At 51.2% G+C, this 21,571-nt stretch carries 25 protein-coding genes, 8 tRNA genes and 1 riboswitch; of the genes, 24 read left to right on the top strand and 9 right to left on the bottom strand.

Translation table 11 applies throughout. The features are described from left to right. Positions 1-146 precede the first annotated feature (146 nt). Together NST37_RS16680 and thiM are read left to right on the top strand one after the other, a co-directional pair. Positions 147-617 carry a hypothetical protein gene (locus NST37_RS16680; protein WP_024985598.1) on the top strand — a complete coding sequence of 157 codons (471 nt, stop codon included), beginning with the start codon at positions 147-149 and terminating at the stop codon, positions 615-617. A 78-nt stretch (positions 618-695) separates the two neighbouring features. Then, entirely contained in the window at positions 696-1,508 is an 813-nt protein-coding gene (thiM, locus tag NST37_RS16675; RefSeq protein ID WP_024985597.1) for a hydroxyethylthiazole kinase, read from the top strand. Between the two features lie 78 nt (positions 1,509-1,586). Here the strand turns inward: thiM and NST37_RS16670 are convergent, their stop codons facing one another. Then, positions 1,587-1,790: a hypothetical protein gene (locus tag NST37_RS16670; RefSeq protein WP_003386355.1), complete on the bottom strand. Its 204-nt coding sequence runs from the start codon at positions 1,788-1,790 to the stop codon at positions 1,587-1,589. 306 nt (positions 1,791-2,096) lie between these two features. On the opposite strand from NST37_RS16670, the gene NST37_RS16665 reads away from it, so the two are divergent. From NST37_RS16665 to NST37_RS16630, 8 genes are all read left to right on the top strand, one after another. Next, positions 2,097-2,189, top strand: a tRNA-Ser gene (locus NST37_RS16665). Between the two features lie 13 nt (positions 2,190-2,202). Further along, positions 2,203-2,279: transfer RNA gene (locus tag NST37_RS16660), tRNA-Glu, on the top strand. A gap of 8 nt (positions 2,280-2,287) precedes the next feature. Continuing rightward, positions 2,288-2,374 (top strand) — tRNA-Leu (locus NST37_RS16655). Positions 2,375-2,377: 3 nt separating this feature from the next. Continuing rightward, positions 2,378-2,453 (top strand) — tRNA-Gly (locus NST37_RS16650). 153 nt (positions 2,454-2,606) lie between these two features. Beyond that, positions 2,607-2,683, top strand: a tRNA-Arg gene (locus tag NST37_RS16645). A gap of 74 nt (positions 2,684-2,757) precedes the next feature. Further along, a tRNA-Pro gene (locus NST37_RS16640) sits at positions 2,758-2,834 on the top strand. 52 nt (positions 2,835-2,886) lie between these two features. Beyond that, a tRNA-Gly gene (locus tag NST37_RS16635) sits at positions 2,887-2,957 on the top strand. A gap of 14 nt (positions 2,958-2,971) precedes the next feature. Beyond that, a tRNA-His gene (locus tag NST37_RS16630) sits at positions 2,972-3,047 on the top strand. A gap of 68 nt (positions 3,048-3,115) precedes the next feature. On the opposite strand, the gene NST37_RS16625 is transcribed toward NST37_RS16630, so the two are convergent. After that, entirely contained in the window at positions 3,116-4,024 is a 909-nt protein-coding gene (locus NST37_RS16625) for an EamA family transporter (RefSeq protein ID WP_003386354.1), read from the bottom strand. A 272-nt stretch (positions 4,025-4,296) separates the two neighbouring features. On the opposite strand from NST37_RS16625, the gene rarD reads away from it, so the two are divergent. Further along, a complete protein-coding gene (gene rarD / locus NST37_RS16620; protein WP_031932788.1) occupies positions 4,297-5,211 on the top strand; it encodes an EamA family transporter RarD in 915 nt (304 codons plus the stop codon). An 83-nt stretch (positions 5,212-5,294) separates the two neighbouring features. On the opposite strand, the gene pdxK is transcribed toward rarD, so the two are convergent. Both pdxK and NST37_RS16610 read right to left on the bottom strand, forming a co-directional pair. Continuing rightward, on the bottom strand, positions 5,295-6,110 hold the full coding sequence (gene pdxK, locus NST37_RS16615; RefSeq protein ID WP_251255735.1) for a pyridoxine/pyridoxal/pyridoxamine kinase: 816 nt from the start codon (positions 6,108-6,110) through the stop codon (positions 5,295-5,297). 184 nt (positions 6,111-6,294) lie between these two features. Then, entirely contained in the window at positions 6,295-6,471 is a 177-nt protein-coding gene (locus NST37_RS16610) for a hypothetical protein (protein WP_155807973.1), read from the bottom strand. A gap of 213 nt (positions 6,472-6,684) precedes the next feature. Here NST37_RS16610 and NST37_RS16605 point away from each other — a divergent pair, with 213 nt between their 5' ends. Genes NST37_RS16605 through NST37_RS16595 form a run of 3 tightly spaced genes read left to right on the top strand, consistent with a single transcriptional unit; the run spans position 6,685 to position 10,410 of the window. Further along, a complete protein-coding gene (locus NST37_RS16605; protein WP_003386350.1) occupies positions 6,685-7,386 on the top strand; it encodes an ABC transporter ATP-binding protein in 702 nt (233 codons plus the stop codon). Between the two features lie 24 nt (positions 7,387-7,410). Continuing rightward, positions 7,411-8,862 (top strand): ABC transporter permease, encoded by a 1,452-nt coding sequence (locus tag NST37_RS16600; protein WP_024984010.1) that lies wholly within the window; start codon positions 7,411-7,413, stop codon positions 8,860-8,862. A 21-nt stretch (positions 8,863-8,883) separates the two neighbouring features. Next, positions 8,884-10,410 carry an efflux RND transporter periplasmic adaptor subunit gene (locus tag NST37_RS16595; protein ID WP_003386348.1) on the top strand — a complete coding sequence of 509 codons (1,527 nt, stop codon included), beginning with the start codon at positions 8,884-8,886 and terminating at the stop codon, positions 10,408-10,410. Between the two features lie 85 nt (positions 10,411-10,495). On the opposite strand, the gene NST37_RS16590 is transcribed toward NST37_RS16595, so the two are convergent. Continuing rightward, a complete protein-coding gene (locus tag NST37_RS16590; RefSeq protein WP_031932790.1) occupies positions 10,496-11,158 on the bottom strand; it encodes a hypothetical protein in 663 nt (220 codons plus the stop codon). After that, the gene (locus NST37_RS16585; protein WP_003386344.1) at positions 11,158-11,940 is read right to left on the bottom strand and encodes a class I SAM-dependent methyltransferase; all 783 of its coding nucleotides are present in this window, start codon (positions 11,938-11,940) and stop codon (positions 11,158-11,160) included. Before NST37_RS16585 ends, NST37_RS16590 begins: the two co-directional genes overlap by 1 nt. Before the next feature lie 137 nt (positions 11,941-12,077). Between NST37_RS16585 and NST37_RS16580 the strand changes: the two genes are divergently transcribed. The 3 genes from NST37_RS16580 to NST37_RS16570 are packed head-to-tail and all read left to right on the top strand — an operon-like array spanning position 12,078 to position 13,603. Next, positions 12,078-12,515, top strand: coding sequence for a DUF1284 domain-containing protein (locus NST37_RS16580; RefSeq protein WP_003386342.1), 438 nt, complete (start codon positions 12,078-12,080; stop codon positions 12,513-12,515). Positions 12,516-12,570: 55 nt separating this feature from the next. Further along, a complete protein-coding gene (locus NST37_RS16575) occupies positions 12,571-12,783 on the top strand; it encodes a hypothetical protein (protein WP_003386340.1) in 213 nt (70 codons plus the stop codon). A 7-nt stretch (positions 12,784-12,790) separates the two neighbouring features. Then, positions 12,791-13,603, top strand: a complete 813-nt coding sequence (locus tag NST37_RS16570) for an EcsC family protein (protein WP_031932793.1) — start codon at positions 12,791-12,793, stop codon at positions 13,601-13,603. Between the two features lie 125 nt (positions 13,604-13,728). Here the strand turns inward: NST37_RS16570 and NST37_RS16565 are convergent, their stop codons facing one another. Then, positions 13,729-14,277 (bottom strand): GNAT family protein, encoded by a 549-nt coding sequence (locus tag NST37_RS16565; protein WP_003386338.1) that lies wholly within the window; start codon positions 14,275-14,277, stop codon positions 13,729-13,731. Positions 14,278-14,472: 195 nt separating this feature from the next. Then, positions 14,473-14,657, top strand: a riboswitch (Lysine riboswitch). Between the two features lie 90 nt (positions 14,658-14,747). On the opposite strand from NST37_RS16565, the gene dapD reads away from it, so the two are divergent. The 5 genes from dapD (at position 14,748) to NST37_RS16540 (ending at position 19,150) form a co-directional block, all read left to right on the top strand. Then, entirely contained in the window at positions 14,748-15,458 is a 711-nt protein-coding gene (dapD, locus tag NST37_RS16560) for a 2,3,4,5-tetrahydropyridine-2,6-dicarboxylate N-acetyltransferase (RefSeq protein ID WP_003386337.1), read from the top strand. A gap of 14 nt (positions 15,459-15,472) precedes the next feature. Beyond that, positions 15,473-16,684: an acetylornithine transaminase gene (locus NST37_RS16555; RefSeq protein ID WP_003386336.1), complete on the top strand. Its 1,212-nt coding sequence runs from the start codon at positions 15,473-15,475 to the stop codon at positions 16,682-16,684. Between the two features lie 4 nt (positions 16,685-16,688). Beyond that, positions 16,689-17,825 (top strand): N-acetyldiaminopimelate deacetylase, encoded by a 1,137-nt coding sequence (locus NST37_RS16550; protein WP_003386335.1) that lies wholly within the window; start codon positions 16,689-16,691, stop codon positions 17,823-17,825. 250 nt (positions 17,826-18,075) lie between these two features. After that, entirely contained in the window at positions 18,076-18,669 is a 594-nt protein-coding gene (locus NST37_RS16545; protein ID WP_003386334.1) for a hypothetical protein, read from the top strand. A gap of 118 nt (positions 18,670-18,787) precedes the next feature. Then, the gene (locus NST37_RS16540; RefSeq protein WP_003386333.1) at positions 18,788-19,150 is read left to right on the top strand and encodes a DUF4912 domain-containing protein; all 363 of its coding nucleotides are present in this window, start codon (positions 18,788-18,790) and stop codon (positions 19,148-19,150) included. A 54-nt stretch (positions 19,151-19,204) separates the two neighbouring features. On the opposite strand, the gene NST37_RS16535 is transcribed toward NST37_RS16540, so the two are convergent. Both NST37_RS16535 and NST37_RS16530 read right to left on the bottom strand, forming a co-directional pair. Beyond that, complete coding sequence (locus NST37_RS16535; RefSeq protein WP_003386332.1) at positions 19,205-19,840, bottom strand: glucosaminidase domain-containing protein; 636 nt, start codon at positions 19,838-19,840, stop codon at positions 19,205-19,207. 165 nt (positions 19,841-20,005) lie between these two features. Beyond that, complete coding sequence (locus NST37_RS16530) at positions 20,006-20,434, bottom strand: DUF1885 family protein (RefSeq protein ID WP_003386331.1); 429 nt, start codon at positions 20,432-20,434, stop codon at positions 20,006-20,008. A gap of 188 nt (positions 20,435-20,622) precedes the next feature. Here NST37_RS16530 and NST37_RS16525 point away from each other — a divergent pair, with 188 nt between their 5' ends. Together NST37_RS16525 and NST37_RS16520 are read left to right on the top strand one after the other, a co-directional pair. Beyond that, positions 20,623-21,147, top strand: coding sequence for a MarR family transcriptional regulator (locus NST37_RS16525; RefSeq protein WP_003386330.1), 525 nt, complete (start codon positions 20,623-20,625; stop codon positions 21,145-21,147). A 124-nt stretch (positions 21,148-21,271) separates the two neighbouring features. Then, positions 21,272-21,571, top strand: a complete 300-nt coding sequence (locus tag NST37_RS16520; protein WP_003386329.1) for a DUF3055 domain-containing protein — start codon at positions 21,272-21,274, stop codon at positions 21,569-21,571.

Below are 21,571 nucleotides of genomic sequence, written 5' to 3'. Positions count from 1 at the left end.
AATTACCGGAGCAAATGAAGCATTCAATTGCCAATAAAAATCATTCTCATCGTTGACAGATAATGATTTTCATTATACGATGGTAATGATAATTGATCTCAGTGACGAAGCGATTGCTTTGCTAGTCCTTTTTGCGGGAGGGTGCCATGCGTTATCAAATCAATGGTTACACAGACATGTACACGGTGTTGGCAAATGAACGTAAGGTGGGCGGTGCCGTAGAGGCGGGCTTGATTCGCCTGCGGACCGGTGAAGAGTTCACCAATGCGGTTCTGACGCGGCTTGAAATGTCTGATGCACAGTTTTGTTCGCTTGGCTTTGTCACCCAGGAAGGCAAGCGTCTGATTGTCCATGTGAATGATGTCAGCATGGTTGCAGATGCCGTACATATCAACGTATGTGATCTGAAAAACGAAGTCATGAGGGCGGAAAAAACTGCTGAGCGACTCAAACGGCTGAAGCGGCTATGCGAACTGAATGAAGGCAGTTGTACGCCGACATTCCGCGAAGAAGCACTCCTTCTGGCGGAAGATATCGGGATGGAACTGGCCAGAGGTCATGTCGATTTGTCGTTCCTCCCGGATACGGAAAAAGCGAAAGTGGTGCGAATCGCCTAAAACAAAATTCAAGGCGGCATGTATGAAACAGCGTACATGCTGCCTTCTTACGTTTTGGAAACAGGAGTGAAGGAAAACATGATCAGCTTGCATGATATTGCCCGAACATTAGAACGAGTACGAGAGAAGAAGCCACTCGTGCATAATATCACAAACGTGGTGGTCACCAATTTTACAGCCAACGGATTGCTTGCTCTGGGGGCTTCGCCTGTCATGGCATATGCCCGCGAAGAGGTGGCAGACATGGCCAGACTTGCCGGGGCGCTCGTGTTGAACATCGGTACACTGAATCAGCCGGAAGTAGAAGCTATGATTATTGCCGGGAAGGCAGCCAATCAGCAGCAGGTGCCGGTTATTTTCGACCCTGTGGGGGCTGGCGCGACTTCGTACCGGACAGAGACAGCCAGACGCATTCTGCAGGAGGTCAACGTTTCTTTGCTGAGAGGCAATGCGGCCGAGATTGCCCATGTCATCGGAGAAAACTGGACCATCAAGGGTGTGGATGCAGGGGAAAGCAATGGGGATATTGTCGCGCTGGCGAAAAAGGCCGCGCTGCATTGGAAAACGCACGTGGTCATCACCGGACGGGAAGATATCATTACGGATGGCACTGCCGCGTATCTTATCAAGAACGGTCATCCCATTTTGACAAAGGTTACCGGGACGGGGTGTCTGTTGACTTCGGTGATCGGCGCTTTCGCTTCGGTTGAACAAACCCTCTTGACAGCAGGAGCAGCGGCTCTGGTCAGCTACGGGGTTGCAGCCGAGCTTGCCGCGGAAAAAACAGAGGAAAAAGGCCCTGGCAGTTTTCAAATTGAATTTCTGAATCAACTGGCGATGGTGTCATCGGAAGATATTTTGCGGTATGGTGCTGTGGCTGTTGCGATGTAGGGCCGTTTCGAGGAAAAATTTGCGCATTGAGCATTTAGATCGAAAGAATGAGGCGGGTACACATTGGATGCGATCGACTTACCGGATCATGGATGCAATGTAGCTGTATTTCTTCAGCGTGTACGACAGAAGCTTTTGCTGATGCTCAGACAGTGACAGAAAAACAAACTCCACCTGATCTTGTTCGAGCGGGCGAACGTAGTATTTGGAAATGCCGTGCCTGACGATCTCTTTGTTTAGTCTGGCGGCGATTCCCGCGTCGGTACGTATGTGTATTTCCACTGGTTACTCTCCCTCCTTGACCACAAAATAGCGTACCAGAATCAGGCAAAGAAAAACGTCGGACATGTGACGAAAAAAAGTCCGATCTGTTACCAAGTTGTGTACCCGAACGTGCAATTTCGAATTGTGAAAAATATCCGACTGCCTTGCCTTTGTCTAGAGAAATTCGCATCAGATGAGAAATCGCGTACAGATGGCTGTCAAACATGCGAGAAGTGGAAGGGGAAAAGAAGGTATTGAAATAACTCTTGTTTTATGATATAGTCATTTGTGTCAAAACGGACAAACACAATGTGATTTGGTACTGGATGGATGTCCGAGTGGCCGAAGGAGCACGATTGGAAATCGTGTAGACGGGGATGACTCGTCTCGTGGGTTCAAATCCCACTCCATCCGCCATCTTGCTTAAAATGGCCCGTTGGTGAAGCGGTTTAACACAGCAGCCTTTCACGCTGTCATACAGGGGTTCGAATCCCCTACGGGTCACCATAACTCATGCGGTCGTGGCGGAATTGGCAGACGCGCTAGATTCAGGTTCTAGTGGTGGCAACACCGTGGAGGTTCAAGTCCTCTCGACCGCACCATATGCGGACGTAGCTCAATTGGTAGAGCGTCGCCTTGCCAAGGCGAAGGTCGCGGGTTCGAGCCCCGTCGTCCGCTCCATGATGCGTATGCAGGTCTCTCACCCGTGCCGGGTTTACCCTCGTGGTAAAACACGAAGAATTGCTCGGGTACTTCAGATTTGGCTGCGCAAAGAAGGATACTCGACGAGGTATTGCCAATGGAAGCGAGCCCCGTCGTCCGCTCCATATATATGTGCCCTTAGCTCAGCTGGATAGAGCGTTTGACTACGAATCAAAAGGTCGGGAGTTCGAATCTCTCAGGGCACGCCATTTATCCCCCCAGCAAGGGGAGGTACCTCGGTTGATCTGATAGCCTTTTGCGAAAGGCATGATTCATTTTGCATCGGGAAGTGGCTCAGCTTGGTAGAGCGCTTGGTTCGGGACCAAGAGGTCGCAGGTTCAAATCCTGTCTTCCCGACCATCTTTGTTTTTTTTCTCGAATAGTTGGCTACTATAAATAGAAGCAAGATCGTGCGGGTGTAGTTCAATGGTAGAACCCCAGCCTTCCAAGCTGGTCGCGTGGGTTCGATTCCCATCACCCGCTCTTTTTCATTTATGGCGGTCGTGGCGAAGTGGTTAACGCACCGGATTGTGGCTCCGGCACTCGTGGGTTCGATTCCCATCGATCGCCCCATTTGTCAAACAGCAAAAAAGCCCAGTGTTTGTCCAATTGGACAGCCACTGGGCTTTTTTTTGCTGGGATTACATGCTTTTCTCGCTCAAAATGGCTGTGGTCGAACGCGCTTGCTTCAATCTGATTTGCGGGACGATGATCGCGAGCATGATCAGCGTGACGCCGGCCCATCGCAGTCCGGACACCTGCTCATGGAGAACGAAGCTGGACAAGAGGACGACCGTAGGCAATTCGATTGCACTGAGAATCGTCGCTACGCCATTGCCCAGACGAGGAACCCCGATCGCAAGGCAAAGAATCGGGATGACCGATCCAAAGCAGGCGACCAGCAGAGCGTACGGAAGCAGGCCGTCCAAAAGCCTGCCATTGATCAGGAAGGCAGGGGGGTACACCAACGAAAGCAGAATGGCTGCCAAACTGATGGAAATGGCGCTGCGCAAATATGGATTCATGTCAGGGACGAGCCGCCCGCTGAAAAAGATGACCATCGCAAAGGTGGCGCCTGAGAGCAGTCCAGTCACGAGTCCGTACAGACTGACGCTCTTCAGGCTGTCTATGCCGAGTCCGCTGGCAAGCACCGTCCCGATGCCGAGCAGAACAAGAGACAGCCATTTTTCACGAGTCGGCCATTTCCGGTCTGCGATCGCTTCGATCATCACGCCAATCCATGTAAATTGAAACAACAGGACGATGGCGAGCGACGCGGACACTTGACTGACCGATTGATGATACAGAAAGCTGGTCGCGGCCATCATCACGCTGACAGGCAGCAAAATGAACACATAACGCCAGCGAAAGCGTTCCCTGGATAAAAAGAAGGCGACCGCGATCATGATGAGACCGCCAAAGATTAATTGGCTGCTGCTCATTTCATAGGGGGAAAATCCTGCGTGAAAGGCTGCTTTCATGATAATAGAGAGGATTCCGTAGCTGACAGCTCCCGCGAGAACGAGAATCACGCATTTCCAGTATGACATTAGTAAACTTCCTTTCTTCTGACTAAACAAATAATTGATGGGACCTATTGTACTATAGAAGCAAACTTGATACAATAAAAGTTTATACCATGCTTTATCGTGATAATTAGGTAATAAACTGCTTAGTTACCATGGTAGCGCAATGAAGGGTTGATCTCCTTTTTGAGCTTCCTATAAAGAATGTACATAGATAGATAAGTTGCTCTTCTATCGTTTACACTGAAGAGAATGAGCGAGGAGAACGAAACAGAAACAAATGGGGGCAGGTGTGGATGAAACAAGGAGTCTTGTACGCAATCGGGGCCTATTTTATGTGGGGAATGCTGCCGCTGTACTGGAAGGTTTTCGAGAAGATGGGAGCCTGGGAGATATTGGCCCACCGGATTATCTGGTCAGCCGTGTTTGTCGTAGCCCTGCTGTTTGTGACAAAAAAACTGCGCTATTTGAAATCGTCGGTAACGGAAGCGAAAACGTGGATCGCTTTGGTGCTGAGCTCGTTAATTATCAGCGGCAACTGGCTGATCTATATATGGGCAGTCAACATCGGCCATGTGATGGAAACGAGCCTGGGCTATTACATAAATCCGCTGCTGAGTGTATTGTTCGGGGTTTTGTTCCTTAAAGAGCGCATGCGCCTGGGGCAATGGATCGCTATCGTACTTGCGGCGATAGGGGTTTCCGTCATGACTTTCCATTACGGAAAGGTTCCGTGGGTAGCTATTTTGCTCGCGCTCACGTTTGCCCTGTATGGATTGGCGAAAAAAACCGTCAAACTCGAGCCCATGATGAGTCTCGCCTGGGAGACATTGTTTGTGGCCCCGATCGCTCTTGCCTACGTGCTTGCACTTCAGGTAAACGGACAGGAAACCGCCCTTTCACTGGAAGCTTGGCAAATAGTCTTGCTGACCTTGGCTGGGGTTGCGACAGCCCTGCCGCTGTATTGGTTTGCCCAGGCAGCGAAGCGATTGCCTTTGTCAATGGTCGGCTTCGTTCAATACCTATCGCCAACTATCACGCTGCTGATGGCCATTTTCTTGTTCCATGAACCGTTTACCCAGACCCATTTGATCAGCTTTGGCTTTATCTGGAGCGCATTGGTCGTATTTACGATCAGTTCGCTCCGAAGCAAGGGAACGTCAACAGCTCCCGCTCCAAACGCAAACCTGGCTTTCAAAAAGAAAGCATAACAACAGAAAAACTCCCGGCTTCCTTATATAGAGGAGGCCGGGAGTTTTTGCTATTGCCTTTATTTATATAGCTAGTCCAACACTTACGCTTTTTGCAGCTTGCGATACGCTCCATGATTGGTCGGACCAACGTATTCGTTCAGCTTGAAGGAGTGGCGGATCGCTTCCGTGATAAACTGCTTCGCTACGTTAACGGCATCGCGAACCGATTGTCCTTTTGCCAATTCGGCGCAGATCGCCGCGGAATACGTGCAGCCTGCTCCGTGCGTATAGGTGGTATCGATGCGTTCGCCTTCGAGGATGTCGAATGTACTGCCATCATAGAGCACATCGATTGCTTTTTCATGCTGCAGCTTGCCGCCGCCCTTGACCAAAACATAGGCCGCGCCTTTGTCGTGAATCCGCTTGGCGGCTTCCTTCATGTCGTCGACAGTCTTGAGCGCGCCCATCTGGGACAAAGCCCCTGCTTCATACAGGTTAGGTGTGACGACGGTCGCACGCGGTACCAGAACGTCACGCAAGCAGTCCGCATTTTCCGGATGGAGCACCTCGTCTGCCCCTTTGCAGACCAGGACAGGGTCAACGACTACGTTTTTCAGTTGATACTGTTCGATTTTTTTGGCAGCCAGCTCGATCAGATCCGTTGTTCCGAGCATGCCGGTTTTTACCGCATCGACACCGATCCCGGAGAGGACCGTCTCGATCTGCTTTTCCAGGGTGCCGAGGTCGATCGGGAACACTTCATGGAACCAGGAATTATGCGGATCCTGCGCGACGATAACAGTCAAGGCAGTCATCCCGAATACGCCCAGCTCCTGAAAGGTTTTCAAGTCCGCCTGAATACCTGCTCCGCCGCTTGTGTCAGAGCCTGCGATGGTCAATGCTTTCTTCATGGTCATGGCTTTCGTCTCCCTTTGTATCCGCTACGATGGTAGTAGGGGCATCTCTGAAATCTTCTTATCCTTATTGAAGAGCAAATGCACAGCGGTGTCAATAAGGGTGACACGCAAAAAGCCGCTTTCCCTGTGAGGAAGAGCGGTTCAAAAAGGTGGACGGTCAAACCATGGCCACTTTATGTATGTGTTAGACAGATGCGACGTGATGGAAAGAGAAGCTGATGGGAGCGGCCATTGCTTTTGACCTTGTGCTGGCCAGTTTCTTGGCCTCTTTCGCTGCTTCAAACATGCTAGGAGCTTTAATGACTTCAATCCATTGACGTGTAGCTGTTTCAAACAAAAAGCGATAGATCCTCATCTTCACTCTGCCCTCTCGTGTTTTTCTTGCCTGCTCCTATTATATCAGCGAACTGGAATGATTTGGTTACAGGAGTGTTACAAGTTCTTGAATTTGGTGTGTACAAAGGGTTAATTTTATTTCACGAAATAAAATCGTTACATTTTTCCTGCTCCTCCGTCTATATACAATGAGATGATTTTTCCAAATTTGTAATAGCAAAAGAGGTGTACACAGAAGATGGCCAACGGAATGGGTGAATTGACGGTCGAAAACGTCAATCACAGCTATGGAACCGGGAAAATCAAAGTCCCTGTCCTCTTTGACATCAATATCCACATAGCAAAAGGGGAGTTTGTCGCGCTGTGCGGGTCTTCAGGATCGGGAAAATCGACACTCCTCAACCTGCTGGCGGGATTGACCAAACCGGAAGAGGGCAAGATTTTCGTCAATAGCGAGGAAATCTCCCGTTTTAACGAGAACGAGCTTTGCTTGTTCAGGCGCAAATGCATGGGCTTTATTTTTCAGTCCTACAATCTATTGCCGGGTCTGACCGCGCTGGAAAATGTGGAGCTTCCCTTGATTTTTGCAGGTGAGAGCAAGAAAAAAAGACGGATAAGAGCTGCCGAGATCCTGGAGAAAATGGGGCTGGAAGGCCGCCTGGATCACCGCCCCAACGAGCTTAGCGGCGGGCAGCAGCAGCGTGTCAGTATCGCCCGCGCCCTGGTAAACAACCCGAGTATCGTGCTGGCTGACGAACCGACTGGAAACCTGGACAGCAAAACAGAGCAGGAAATTCTCGACTTGATGAGGCAGATGAACCGAGAAAGCAATACGACATTTATTATCGTTACGCATGAGCAGGAAGTGGCCGAGCAGTCCGACCGGGTGATTTACCTACAGGACGGAAGAGTCGTGCAAAGGCGTACAAAACCGGCGTGATCGAGGGTATGAGGTGAAACAAAAGTGAAATTTATAGACTCATTTCGGATTGTATGGAGAAACCTGTGGCGCATGAAGCTGCGAACAGCGCTTACCTCGGTTGGGGTCATGATTGGTACGGCAGCGATTGTCGCGATGATTGCCCTCAGCTTGGGCTTGAAGGCAAATGCTGTAAAAAGCCTGGAGAGCTGGGGGAACTTGACAGAGCTCGACGTGGAACCGGCCTTCTACATACCGGAAGAAGACAGAGTGATTCCCGACGACGAACGAAAAAAACTGAATATGGCGGCTGTTCAAGAGTTGAAGGCGGTCAAAGGCGTAGCTGCGGTCATGCCGATCAAGCGCATCCGCGGCGAGTCCAAGCTGAAGGTTGGCCGAAGGGAAGGGTACATCGAGCTGGTCGGTGTCGACGTCCGCGAATCTGCCGCATACCGGAAGGACGAAATTGAAAAAGGAACCTATCTTACGGGAGCGCCTCAGGAGGTTGTTGTTTCCTATTACGTTCCGCGAGAGATGAGGGACGTGGAAAAAGAAAAGCGGGAAGCCCGAATGAGGAATGCCAACAAGAGTGGCGGCGGAGGAGGGGAAGTATACTTCTCTCGGCGAGGTGGTGGCGGAGGAGGCGAAGAAGGCCCGGCTCCATTCGACATGGTGGGCAAGCCGGCAACGATTACGCTGACTCGCGAATACCGGATCGACGATGAATTGAAGCTGGAGAAAAAAGACGTCAGGGTGAGGGTCGTCGGCCAACTGCAAAAATCGGAGAATTTCCGCTACGGAAGTGCGGTCTACGCTCCGCTCAGCCTCGTAAAGGAAATGAACGACTGGCTGAACCGCAGCAGGGGCGAGGAGTTTGGTGACACCAGCTCAAGGCGCTCGCGCGATAAAAATCAGGACGAGTTTGTATTCGATGAGATTACAGTCAAGGTCGAGTCTCGCGAAATGGTCGAGAGCGTCGTATCCGATTTGAAAAAGCTTGGCTACGAGGTTTGGTCGCCTGCCCGCGAACTGGAGCAGATCAACAAGTTCTTCTTCGTGATTCAAATGATTCTCGGCGGGATTGCAGCCATTTCTCTTCTGGTCGCTTCCATCGGGATTGTAAACACAATGATCATGTCCATTTTGGAGCGGACCAAAGAAATCGGGATTATGAAGGTAATCGGAGCCACCGTTTACAACATCCGCTGGCTGTTTTTGATGGAGTCGGGCTTCATCGGTCTGATTGGAGGCATGACCGGTCTGGGACTTGCCTGGGGCGCCGTTGAATTGGTCAACTATTTCGGCAAAGCAGGCGGTCTGATGGACAGTCTGGGCTTTGGCGGCGGAGGAGAGGAAATGACCACGTTGGCTGTGATACCGACATGGCTGGCTCTGTTCGCCATCGGATTTGCCTTTATTATCGGTTTGTTGGCGGGCATTTTCCCGGCCATTCGCGCGTCCCGTTTGAGCGCATTGCAAGCGATTCGATCTGAATAAGGAAATGTGGGGTTACTTACGATGAGCAAAAAGAAAAAGTGGATCATCATTTCTGCCGTTCTCGTGCTGTTGGGCGGCGGAAGCGTGTATGGTTATACGAAGTTTACGAGCAACGAGGCGGCATCGGAGCAGCCGCAGGAGGAACCGCCTTCCTTCCCGACTGCGGCAGTAGAGACGGGAGAAGTAAGCAAAGCCATCTTCGCTTCGGGGACAGTGGAAGCCAAGGCCCGTGAAGAGGTGAAGCCGGAGCTGAGCGGAAAGGTCGAGAGGGTGTTCGTGCAGGAGGGACAGCGCGTTTCAAAGGGCGATCCTCTCTTTAGCATTGACGGCGAGGACGCTGCCATTGAGCTGCAAAAGCAGGAATTGAACATCATCCGGGCGCAAAAGGATTTGGCCGAGATCAAAAATAAAAAGGACAAAATTCTCTCTGACAAAACCGGAAAGATCAAAGAAGTTTTGATCAAGGAAGGCGATCAGGTAACGCCTGACACGATTGTGGCAAAGCTGGTCAACACGGATTATCTGAAAATCAAAGGGAAATTCACGGCATACGAGGCCGAACGCTTTAAGGTAGGCCAGCAGGTGAAGGTATTTCTCGTAGCCTCTCTCTCTTATGTCGATGGAACGGTTACGAAAATCGACCTGACCGGAACCAAGGAAAAAGGTGTCGGCGGCGTGCATGACGTAGAGGTGCTCGTGAAAAAGCCGGGAGCCATTTACGTTGGGGACATGGGCGAGGTGCAGTATACAGATGCAAAAGGCACGTTGTACGCCAGCCAGATCGCCACGCCATTCGAGAATCCGGATGACATCGATCTCGTAGCCGGTACGCATGGAAAAGTGGGCAAAGTCGAGATTGAGAATGGCGACGAAGTGAAGGCAGGACAGCTCATTGCAAAAATGGACATGACCTCCGTCGATCTGGAACTGAAGGAAAAAGAACTGGCGCTGAAGGAGTCCCAGCTGACGATGGAGCAAAAGCGACGGGACATCGCAAAAAAACAAGTAACGGCGCCAATCAGCGGGGTAATTACCAAGCTCAATGTAACGGCAGGCGAAACACCTGACTCGGGCAAGCCTGCTGCGGTCATCATGGATACGAGCGCGGTTTACTTTATCGCGGCTGTGGACGAGCTGGACATCCCGTCGATCAAGGTAGGGCAGCACGCGGAAGTGTATGTCTCGGCTTTTGGCAACAAGCCGTTTACAGGAAAAGTAATCGAAGTGCCAAAAGAAGGTACAAAGGAAGACAAGACGGTTCGATTTGCTGTGAAAATCGAACTGTCCGATACGAACGAGATGAAGCACGGAATGACCGGGGACTGCGATATTTTCGTAGAGAAGAAAGAAAATGTGCTCCGACTCCCCATGCAGGCTGTTGAAGTCCTGGAAGAAGGGAAAGGACAGGTCATGGTGAAAGATCCGGCGTCCGGAGAACCGACACCGAAAGAAGTGGAGATTGGGATCGAAGGATCGGAATTTGTTGAGATTAAGAGCGGGCTTGCAGCCGGAGATGAAGTTTTGATGATGCTCGGCGGAGAAATGTAGCCGGAGCAGGCTGGAGCGAACCGCAAATAAAGGGGAAACCGCCCGATGTCTCTATTCATGGACAGCCGGGCGGTTTTTTATGAAATTATGAAGGAAACAAGATTCTCTCTATTTCGGCCCGCAAGCTTTTTAGCGGATTGCCGATCGGCCGCCCGGTGCTTGCTTCGAACAGCTCGGCAGCAGGAACCATGGACAATTGGGCCACGGAAATGCTCTCCGGCTCCCCTCGCTTGGCCAATACTTGCAAGCCATGATAGATGGCTTCGCGGTATTCCGCTGTTCGTCCGCTCATCAGCAAAGGAAATGAGTCGGGAACGAGCTCTGCACGTACGTCTGTCTCCGAAGAACGCACGTGTGCGAACGAATGGTAACGCGCCATGGTCCCTTTGATCGTAGCAGGGTTTGAAAAAAGCAGACGGTGAGAGCCGGAGGAGCTGGATACGTCGTGGAAAAATGGTTCGTCCAGCTTGATGATGGGCAGCTCTACACAATTTTCATCTTCAGGCTGCATGCCTGCAATGTACTGAGTGCAAGTAATGAGAATCGCGTCCACGCCGCATGCGGCGATCCATTGCAGCTGTTCCCGTATCTTTGCTCTCGACGCCTCGTCGGGAAAATGTCCCGAAAGCTCTGAGCGAATCAGGACGCCGGGGTCGACAAAATGGGTCAACGCCAAACCGTCGATACACAAACCATCAGAAATGAGGGCGATATTGGAGTGATGGGCGTGCAAACAGCCAAGGCGCATCAGGAAATCTCCTTTTCAAATGGTTTGACAGCAGCCACTCTGATCCGTTTGTAGTCGATGACCCAAGAGCCGTCGTGAAACAGATGAGGCTTGAGCTCTTCGGCGATGTCCCGATATGCGGCCTTTTTTTCGCCAGCGGACATCCCGGTGAAGAAGGGGGAGCAAAAAGCGTTCAGCCAGTGAAGAATGCCGTTTTCTCCGTCAGGCAGGGGAGTCGGGCGGTCAAAAAGCTGCGCACAAGTGACAGAGAAGCCTTGATGCTCTAATATAGTGGAATAAGTGCCAATACTGGGAAAGTACCAGGGCATTCTTTCAGATGCATCAATGCCGGCTGAGCTTAGCACGATTCGGATCTTTTCGATAACCGTTTCCACATTGCCGGCTCCGCCAAACTCGGCGATGAAGCGCCCGCCGGGACGAAGCGCAATCCAAATGCTTTCAGCCACCTTCTCGGGCTGCTTCATCCAGTGCAAGGCGGCATTGGAAAAGACGGCATCGAAGGTTTCGGTTGTACGATAAGTATGAGCGTCCGCAACATAAAAAGGAAGATGCGGATATTTTTTTCGCGCGGCATCGATCATTTCTTCAGAGAAGTCAATTCCGGTCGGTTTGGCCCCCATGCTCGCCAGCTCATGGGACAAGTCGCCCGTCCCGCACCCGATATCGAGGACAGACTCGCCCGGTTTCGCTTGAAGCCAATCCAGGATGCCTTTGCCAAAGGCGGAAACAAAGCTCATTTTCGTGTCGTACAATTGCGAATTCCATGAATGCGTATCAGTCATGTGAACCCCCTCCTTGCTTTGTTTTTAACAGCAAAAAGGGTATTAGTCAAATCTATAATAAGTATAAAAGTAATAGGAAATTTCTATTTGCATTTGCGAAACAATGCCTTCAGGCAGACGATAAGGGAGGATGAAGGATGGAACCAGTTGTTTTGCGCGGGCATCATTTGCTGTGTGTCCACGGTTTTCGCGGAATGGGATACAGTCCTGACTTTGTTGTCAAAATGGGGGAGATTGTAGAGAGAATCCGCGACAATGAGCAAGACTTTCCGATTCAAGTCGTAAAAGGATTCGATGAAACGTGTCAAGTCTGTCCTCATAAAGGATCGACGCGCTGCGAAGCGGCTCCTGATTCGGAGGAGCATGTCCAAACGCTGGATCAAAATGTGTTTCGGCACCTGGGAATCACGCCAGGGGAGGTTTATCTCAAGTCGGAACTCGTGCAAAGGACACGCGAGAGAGTATCCCCAGATGATTTGGCCCATTTATGCGAGGGGTGCTCGTGGTTATCCTACGGTGTCTGCAAGGAGGGAATAACCGAGCTTCGCAAAGGAAAAAACCCTGAACCTTCCTAATTTTTTCTGACGTGCTTCGAGGATTTGGGAAAGAAAGATCAGGGAGGGAACGGCAATGACGGAGGAAGAGTGGGGCATCCTCTACAAACTTGGCTTTCGCATGGAAGAAGGAAAAGTGAAACATCTCAAGCTGGGAGTCGTAAAAGAAATTGAGGATTTTTCGGGTTTTGATTCACTCTCGGAGTTGGAAGCATTCGCAAAGGAATGCTTGCGGACCCGATGCCTCGTAAACAAGCAGAAGAAACGCGATAAACGGCAAAGGGGTTGAACGGATCGTGGAGCTTGAAGATCGAGTGACACTAACCCGTAAGTTGGATGAGGTAAGGAAATGGGAATCAGACCAGAACGATCTGTGGTTTTGGGAAAAGCTTGGGCGCCTCCCCTTTGTCTTTCTAGACCGGATCACGCCAAACGTGGTGCGGGACAAACTTGGCACAGCCGTCGACGAACTGGTTGCCTTTTTGGAGAACGGAGGGAAGTACCTGGTACGTGAGCGGGATATCCACACCCGCTTTCAGGAAGCGTTCCCGAGGAAGGACGAGCAGTCGCTAGAAACGCTTCCGATCAATCAGCGTCCACTCGCGCAAATGGATAAAATCGCCGCAGAGCTGAGCGAGTCGCGTGCCACCTTTGCAGCCGTACAAGGAGCCACCACAGGCTTTGGCGGCATCTTTACGCTTGCAATCGACATTCCTCTGCTGCTGGGCACCTCGCTAAAGGTACTGCAGGAGATGGCGATTTGCTACGGCTATGATCCGCAGGACAAGCGGGAGCGGCTGTTTATTGTCAAATGTCTGCAGTTCGCTTCCTCGGATATTGTAGGAAAGCAGGCGATCCTGGAGGAGCTGTCTTCTTTCGACAATCCTTCCAAAGAGCGGGATGTACTCTCTCAGCTTCAGGGCTGGCGAGAGGTAGTGGTGACCTACACGGAAAATTTCGGGTGGAAAAAGCTGTTTCAGATCGTACCGGTCGCGGGAATGCTCTTCGGCGCTTATCTGAATCGCTCGTCTGTCCGTGACGTGGCGGAGACGGGCATGATGCTGTATCGCAAGAGAAGGATTCTCGAGCGGCTTGGCACGGAGGCGTAGCTGTAGTGTGAACAAAAGCCCAAATGGCCGAATCGGCCGAACAAATTGCCCAGCCAAACGCCGAACCGAATTATTGAACCGATTTTCTGAATTGCAACCGTCCAGATTAAGTGATGCTGCCGCTCCTACGTCGTCTCCAGCTCCTCGGCGGTAATGGCAAAGATCAGGTGATCCTCCCATTTACCGTTGATTTGCAAATAGCGAAGCGACAGTCCTTCTTCGCGAAATCGGTTTTTCGCAAGAACCTTGATCGAGCCTGTATTGCGCGGCATGACCGCAGCTTGAACCCGGTGAAGCTTTGCTTCGGTAAACGCAAATCGGATGACTTCTCCTACTGCTCTGGTCATTATTCCTTTGCCGTTATGAGATTGATCGAGGAAATAGCCGAGTGTAGCGTTTTGCCAGGCTCCGCGCACGATATTGGAGAGGTTGACGCGGCCGACGAGGGTTTGATCAGGGCCGACGAAAATGCCGAACGAATAGCCTGTCCCTTCGCGAAAGCTTCGCTCTGCCTCCTCCAACTGCTGGTACTGCGCTTCAATTGTGTAAAAAGAAGCGGGGCGGATGGGTTCAAAAGGCTGCAGAAATTGGTGGTTTTGTTGCCGCAAAGAGGCCAGGGCAGGGGCATCGCTTGCAGACAAGGGACGAACAAGAAACGCAGAAGGTGCAAACATCTTCAGGTTCAGCCTCCTATTCACATATAGGGTGGATGGAAAGTTTAGCATGAATCAGGACTGTTGAAAAGAGGGAAAAGGGAGTCGCTGACAATGCCGTCCAGCAGGAGCGGCCCACTCTCGATTCAACAGTTGCCACCGGGTACGGAATTTGGTACAGTACAGGGTAAGTAAAGCTGAACAATTGCATATTGCCTTCTAAATAGAGGCGCGCTGCGGATGAGTACTTCTTTTCATCAGGAATGGGGAAAGGGAAGAGGAGAAAAGGCCAAAGCGCCGAAGTTCTGGCCGCATCCCCATTGGCGGCAGGGCTGGGGTGCTCGTGAATAATGATCATCCTGTCATAGGAGAAGTTTCTCTTATGGAGCGCTATTTACGTTTGCTTGTCCGGTATCAAAAAGCAATGAGTATAGCGTTTGCACTCATTGCTTTTTCTACATTCATTTCAAGAAAAGTGGAGGAGAAGTACTGTGAACATGATGGATGCCAATGAAATTATCTCGTTTATTCAAAAAAGCGAAAAGAAAACGCCTGTAAAGGTATACCTCAAAGGGGATTTGGACGGCATCGACTTCGGTCCCAGCGCAAAAGCCTTTTTGAACGGCGGCACGGGAGTCGTTTTCGGGGAGTGGAAGGAAATCCAGCCTGTTCTGGAGCAGCATGCGGATAAAATCGCGGATTATGTAGTGGAGAGCGACCGCCGCAACTCTGCGATTCCGCTTTTGGATACAAAAAACATTCAGGCACGCATTGAGCCAGGCGCAATCATTCGCGACCAGGTGAGCATCGGCAACAACGCTGTCATCATGATGGGAGCTTCCATCAACATCGGAGCCGTCATCGGAGAAGGCACCATGATCGACATGAACGTCGTCGTCGGCGGACGCGGAACGATCGGGAAAAATTGCCACATCGGCGCAGGTGCTGTCATTGCCGGCGTGATCGAACCGCCATCTGCGTCTCCGGTCGTTATCGAAGACGATGTCGTGGTAGGAGCAAATGCGGTCATTTTGGAAGGGGTTCGCGTCGGAAAAGGCTCCGTTGTAGCCGCAGGAGCTGTCGTTATCGAGGACGTTCCGCCGAATGTGGTAGTAGCTGGTACGCCCGCACGCATTATCAAGCAAATCGACGAAAAGACACGCTCCAAGACGGAGATCAAGCAGGAGCTGAGACAGCTGTAAGGGAGAGGGTAGGCATGGACTGGCGTTCGCTTGATCAACAATACATCGTCTCTACGTACAAAAGACTGCCGATCGCTATCGCCAAGGGCGAGGGAAATTACCTCTACGACACGAATGGCAAGGGATATCTCGATTTGTTTACCGGACTTGCCGTAAACGTGCTCGGCCACTCTCACCCGCGGATTATTCAGGCCCTGCGGGAGCAAGGGGAGCAATTTTTGCACATCTCCAATATTTTCCTCAATCCCCCTGCGATCAAGCTGGCGCAGAGGCTGATCGAGCATACCATCCCGGGGAAAGTCTTCTTTACCAATTCCGGAGCAGAAGCGACCGAGGCGGCTATCAAGCTGATTCACAAATGGACGGCTGCCGAAGGTACGGGACGCTCAGGCATCGTGGTTCTGTCCAACAGCTTTCACGGCCGGACATTGGGAGCTCTTCGCCTGACCAGACAGCCTCACGTCTATCAGGATTTTCCTCAGCCCGATTTTCCGGTCTATGAGCTGAAGGCAGGAGACATTGATCAGCTTCGCGCTGTCTGTGAGGAACGCCGTCCTGCTGCCGTTTTGATGGAGCCGGTGCTGGGCTCGGGCGGTGTCGTCCCTCTGGCTGAAAGCTATTTGCAGGAAGTGGCGGCGATCTGCCAGGCGACAGGCACTTTGTTTGCAATGGATGAGATTCAGACAGGAATGGGACGGACAGGCAAATTATTCGCTTTTCAACACGCTGCTGTGACACCGGACCTCATTCTTTTTGCCAAAGGAGTAGGGGGCGGGCTTCCGCTCGGGGGTGTCATCGCAGGCGAAAAACTGCAAGACTTGTTCAAGCCGGGTGATCACGGCACCACGTTTGCGCCGTCACCGCTCTCTGCCGCCTTGGGGAATGCAGTTCTGGACGAACTGTTGGACGCAGCGTTCCAAAGTCAATTGCAGGATGTGACGCAATACCTGTGGGATCGTTTGGAAGATCTGCGGGCAGCCTTTCCTGAGCAGCTGCAATCGCTTCGCGGAAAGGGAATGATGGTGGGAATCCCGCTCTCGGTTTCACCGGAGGAAGTAAGCCGGCTTCAGCAAAATTTGCTGGAGGAGGGGATTTTGGTCGATGTTACGCAAAAAACCATTGTCCGTTTGCTCCCGCCGCTTACGCTGACCCGCGGAGATGTCGATCGTTTTATGGAAGCCTTCACCCGCGAAATGAGCCAGTTGGCGGCCGGAAAGGAGGCGTAGCAGCGTGAGTGTTTCGACGTTTGTCCGTATCCGCAGAGATCTGCATCAAATTCCCGAGCCCGGGTTCGCGGAGTTCAAGACACAGCGTTACCTGCTCGATTATCTGGAGCAGCTCCCTGCAGAGCGGTTTGAGCTCAAGACATGGAAGACAGGCATTCTCGTAAAAGTGGCAGGCCGCAATCCGAAAAGAACGATCGCCTGGCGCGCGGACATGGACGGGCTTCCCATCACGGAAGAGACCTCCTATCCATTCCGCTCCAGGCACGAAGGGTATATGCACGCATGCGGACACGATATGCACATGGCGATTGGCCTCGGCATTCTGACGCATTTCGTCCATCATCCCATTGACGACGATCTCCTCTTTATCTTCCAGCCTGCAGAAGAAGGACCTGGCGGAGCCAAGCCGATGATGGAGAGCGAGGAGTTTGGAGAATGGCGGCCGGATTGCATTTTTGCCCTGCACATCGCTCCAGAGTATCCCGTAGGCCATATCGCGACAAAGCCAGGCATTCTGTTTGCCAACACATCCGAATTGATGATTGATCTGGTCGGAAAAGGCGGACACGCGGCATTTCCGCATAAGGCAAACGACATGGTAGTCGCGGCAAGCCATCTGGTGACCCAGCTGCAGTCGGTCATCTCCCGCAATATTGATCCGCTGGATTCGGCTGTCATTACGGTCGGGAAGATTGAGGGAGGTACGCGGCAGAACATCATCGCGGAGAAGGCAAGACTGGAAGGGACGATCCGGACGTTTTCCACCGATTCCATGACCCGGGTGAAGGACCGGATTGAAGCCCTGGTCAAAGGGGTGGAAGCGGGATTCGAGTGCAAGGCCGAGATCGATTACGGCTGCGGCTATGCTCAGGTGTACAATCACGAGGAAATGACCCTTCAGTTTATGGACTGGGTGAGGGGAAATCTGCCCGACGTCACCCTTGTACACTGCGCGGAAGCGATGACCGGTGAGGATTTTGGCTTTTTCTTGACCGAAATTCCCGGATTCCTGTTCTGGCTGGGAGCGGATACCCCTTATGGACTTCACCACTCCAAGATCGAGCCGGATGAGCAGGCGATTGAAGTCGCCATCGACGTAGTGACCCGATATTTTACATGGCTCTCCGATCAGCAGGCATGACCGGATAAAACATGTGGATAAAAGCAGGAAAACGACCTCTTGGGGGTCGTTTTTCTATTGTTTGGACATGATGTGACGTGCCTATTCCCGCCAAGCAGGCCATAGCTGTGGATGATGTGGATTTTGTGGATATCGCAGAAAAAACTTCGCGGGGCACCACAACTATTTGCTTGCTTGGGCGTATAAGAATATGGAAAGAAACACTGAGGAAAACAAGCGCTGAAGCGCAACGATACTGGAGGATTGAGTCATGAAAAAAAGGTGGTTGTCTGCCCTGTTGGTGCTGACGGTTGCAGGTGTAGGGAGTACGGCCTTGGGCGAAGGCGCAATGCGCATTTTTCTGAGCGGCGAGCGCATTGTAAGCGATCTGCCCGGGTCTACGGCTTCTTCCATGGAAGAATTGGTGAATCGCTTGGGTGGATTCACAGAGTACGATCAGCGCTCGGGCAAAATGGAAATTATCAAGCCTAATGTGAATGTGCTTGTTCTTGAGGGAGTTCAGCAAAGCCGCAATAAAAATGTCGTCTTCAGCAACCCGATCAAAGGGTACAGCGACAAGGATGTCCCTCGCACGTTTAACGTCTTTGTCGAAGTAGACGAAGCCCCTTCGGCAAAGGATTTGCGCATGCAAGTAGTATTGATTGGACCGGATGGAAAAGAAGTGGAGCAAAGTAAAGTCTGGAAATTCTCAACTCAAAACGGAAACAGCTTCTACTTCTCGGAACCGTTTGTCTCCACCAAGCTTGAGCAGTACGGGACCTACAAAGTGCAGGTGCAGATGAAAACCGAAAAGTTTGATCAGTATGTAACAGTAGGGGAAAACAGTTTTTCCGTGGGCAGATAAAATTATCTGGCTTGGATGCGTTTCCACATGACTTGTTAACGTGGTATAATGATTACAAAACACAAGTTTTTTCATAATCCGCAAGCAAGTACATGAGAGAAAGGAACGATGGGAGCGAATGGAGACAAATCCCCCGCGGTCATCCACCGACATTGACGGCCCGAGTATAACCATTGCCTGGCAAGATGAGCATTCGATCTTGGCCGAATGGCAAATGACAAAAGAGTTTGAGCAGGAAGTCGAGCGAAAATTCGCGATTCCATTTGCCGAACTGCCATTTGTACTCCGCCTCTTCGATGTGACGGACCGCAACGAGATTCGTAATGACGGCACAGATCTGTATACAGACTTTGATATTAACCACCGGTCTTCAGAATGGATTCTTTATGGAGTGACACAGGGACTGAGATACTGTGTTGATCTGGGGATTCGGATGGTTGATGGCAGATTTTATTCGCTGTCGCGATCTCAACTGATTTGATCAACGTACGCATAAGGCAAGGCTCTCCTTTGGGAGAGCCTTTTTTTGCATTCGCTAAGGGATATTTCTCTGTTTGTCCAAAAGGCGCAGAGCGACAGCGAATACAGCCCAGGCCGGCATCGGTTCATCCAGCTTTCCGAGCCATTCCGGTGAGGTGATCAAGCCTTCTTTTAATGCGCGCAGCCCCAGCTCCTGCTTCCACTCGGGGACGGACTTCTCTTCGGGGGCAAATTGATCGTACTGTGTCAAATGGTAGGTGCGTATCAGGTTGGTCAATTTTTCGGCGTACGCCGGATCCGTTGCGTAGCCCGCTTTTTGCAGCTCCTGTGCGGCTTCGGTGGGAGTGGATGCGAGGATGACACGCTTATACGCGGGCCGAAGCAAAAACGAAGCGTGGTCATCGATGGACTGTTGATAGGAATAGTAGGCTTTGAAGGCAGAGGGGCGAATAACCGTCTGGCCATTTTCCACCTCCCGGGAGTTGACCGTGACAGAACCGGCTGGTCCGCTTCCTTTGATCCCGAACAAATTATAGGAGTAGCGGCCGGTTGCGGCATCGGTTGGAACGTGCTTGCCCCAGCCGGATTCCAGAATGGCCTGGGCAATCGTGATCGAGGGGAAGATGCGATGCGTCAGATAAGATTGGCGGGCTGGCCCGGCTACAAAATGGATAAACACTTGTTGGTCCATCGGGCATTCCTCCCAAAAGAAGGGTTGTGCTCTATTTTTATGAGAAAACAAGCAGAGCGGGGAAGGCTGCTGTCTCTCCTTTTAGAAAGAGCGGCAAATGTGGACAAAAACAGCCAGAAAATAAAAAACAGCCGGGAAATGCCGGCTGCTGCTGCTCCAGGCGCTTTATGGCTTGCGCGGCTGGAAATATTGGATGCGGTTGTTAAAGAGGTGCAGCTCTGCTTTAAAATTGCGTGCAAGATAACGGCAAAATTCATTTGCCTTGCTCTTGTCGCCATGTGTTGCAGAGTCCGGCAGGGAAACTTGAATGTAAGAATGTTCTTTACCATTTTTCTCTCGTTTGCCAACTCCGATGATAATCGCCTTGTGAGTGCTCGGATCTTTGCCGCGAAGCAGCAGCCAGGAATCCTTGCCCTCGGGGCGTTCATCGATGACATAAGGGAAAGCGGCATCGGCGTAGGACCAGCCGAGTTGTTCACCGGTTTTTTTGGTCATGTCGACGTAGCGCAGCAATTTTGCTTTGACTTCATCCAGAGATGCTTCAGTGGCTGTAGAGCCATCCACTAAATATATGTAGGCCGACTGCAGATTCACGTTTGCATTCACTCCTAGTCCCGGGAATCTCCTGCGTTAAGTGTAGCATTCCTGCCACTCTTTGGCAATGAATCATTCCCAGGGGGAAAACAATTGCGAGTTTTTTCAGAAAAGTGTAAAATGTATATACCATTTGCAGCGCGTTACAGCACTAGAGAACGACAAATGGATTGTGGAGGGAAGATACCATGCAGGAGGTTTCCATTCGAAATGTCTATGAAGCATTAAATACGATGCGCGCCATAGATGTGGTCAACAAGGAAGATTGGGAGCGAGCGGCAAAAGAAGCGGAGCTGGACTCCTCCGTACAACTGAATATTCTATGGATCATTTATTGCTACGAAGGCGTGCGCGTAACGCAAATCGCGGAGTGGACCTTCTGGCATCCGTCTTCCATTGTGATCCACATCAAAAAGCTGGTGGAAAAAGAGATGGTCTACATCGAAAAGTCAGAGCTGGATGGCCGGGTTGTCCATGTCTATCCGACGCGCAAGGGCAGAGAAGTGATCGAGACAAGCAGGCAGCGGGTCCCTTCGATTTTCCGTCTCACCTATGCGTTGGAGAAGCTGGAAGAGAGGTACAGTACAGCTGTTGTCGAGCTCTTTTTTGAGTGTCTGTCTTTTGTCGCGCAGTCGCTGCACGGATCGGAAAAGGTCCGGTGGATTCAGGAAGGAGAAGACCGGGTACCCAATCGGCAATCCATGATCATCTGACTTCGCCCAATATTTGGCAGGTTGAAATGTAAACTGGAAATTGAGCGGAGATTGTGTTACACTAATAAAGAATCCGAATATTTAAACAATGCTCGGATCATTACACTTGGAGGAGGGATTGCTGATGGAACGCTATGACCATTTGTACGACGTCGCCGAGAATGCACAGGTTCGTTTTTTCGGTTTTGTCACAGAACGGACTCGCCACGACTTCGGAATCGTCTATACGAACAAGTTTTATGGAAAGCCGTTGGTCATCTGTATGCAGACTGGGCAATCTACCCTTCTCGGTTCAGAGGATGCCGTAAACCCGGAGTACCTGAAGAAAATCTTCCGCTTGGATTGTTCAGATGAAGCAGAAATGCTCTCCCACTTTTTCCAGGAGCATTTGCCATCGTTGCCCTTCGAAGAAAACCAGTATTAA

This window comes from Brevibacillus sp. FSL K6-6036, from assembly GCF_037964015.1.
Lineage (GTDB): Bacteria > Bacillota > Bacilli > Brevibacillales > Brevibacillaceae > Brevibacillus > Brevibacillus borstelensis.
The sequence above is the reverse complement of the archived record's forward strand: the minus strand, read 5'-3'. Positions and strand labels throughout refer to the sequence as shown.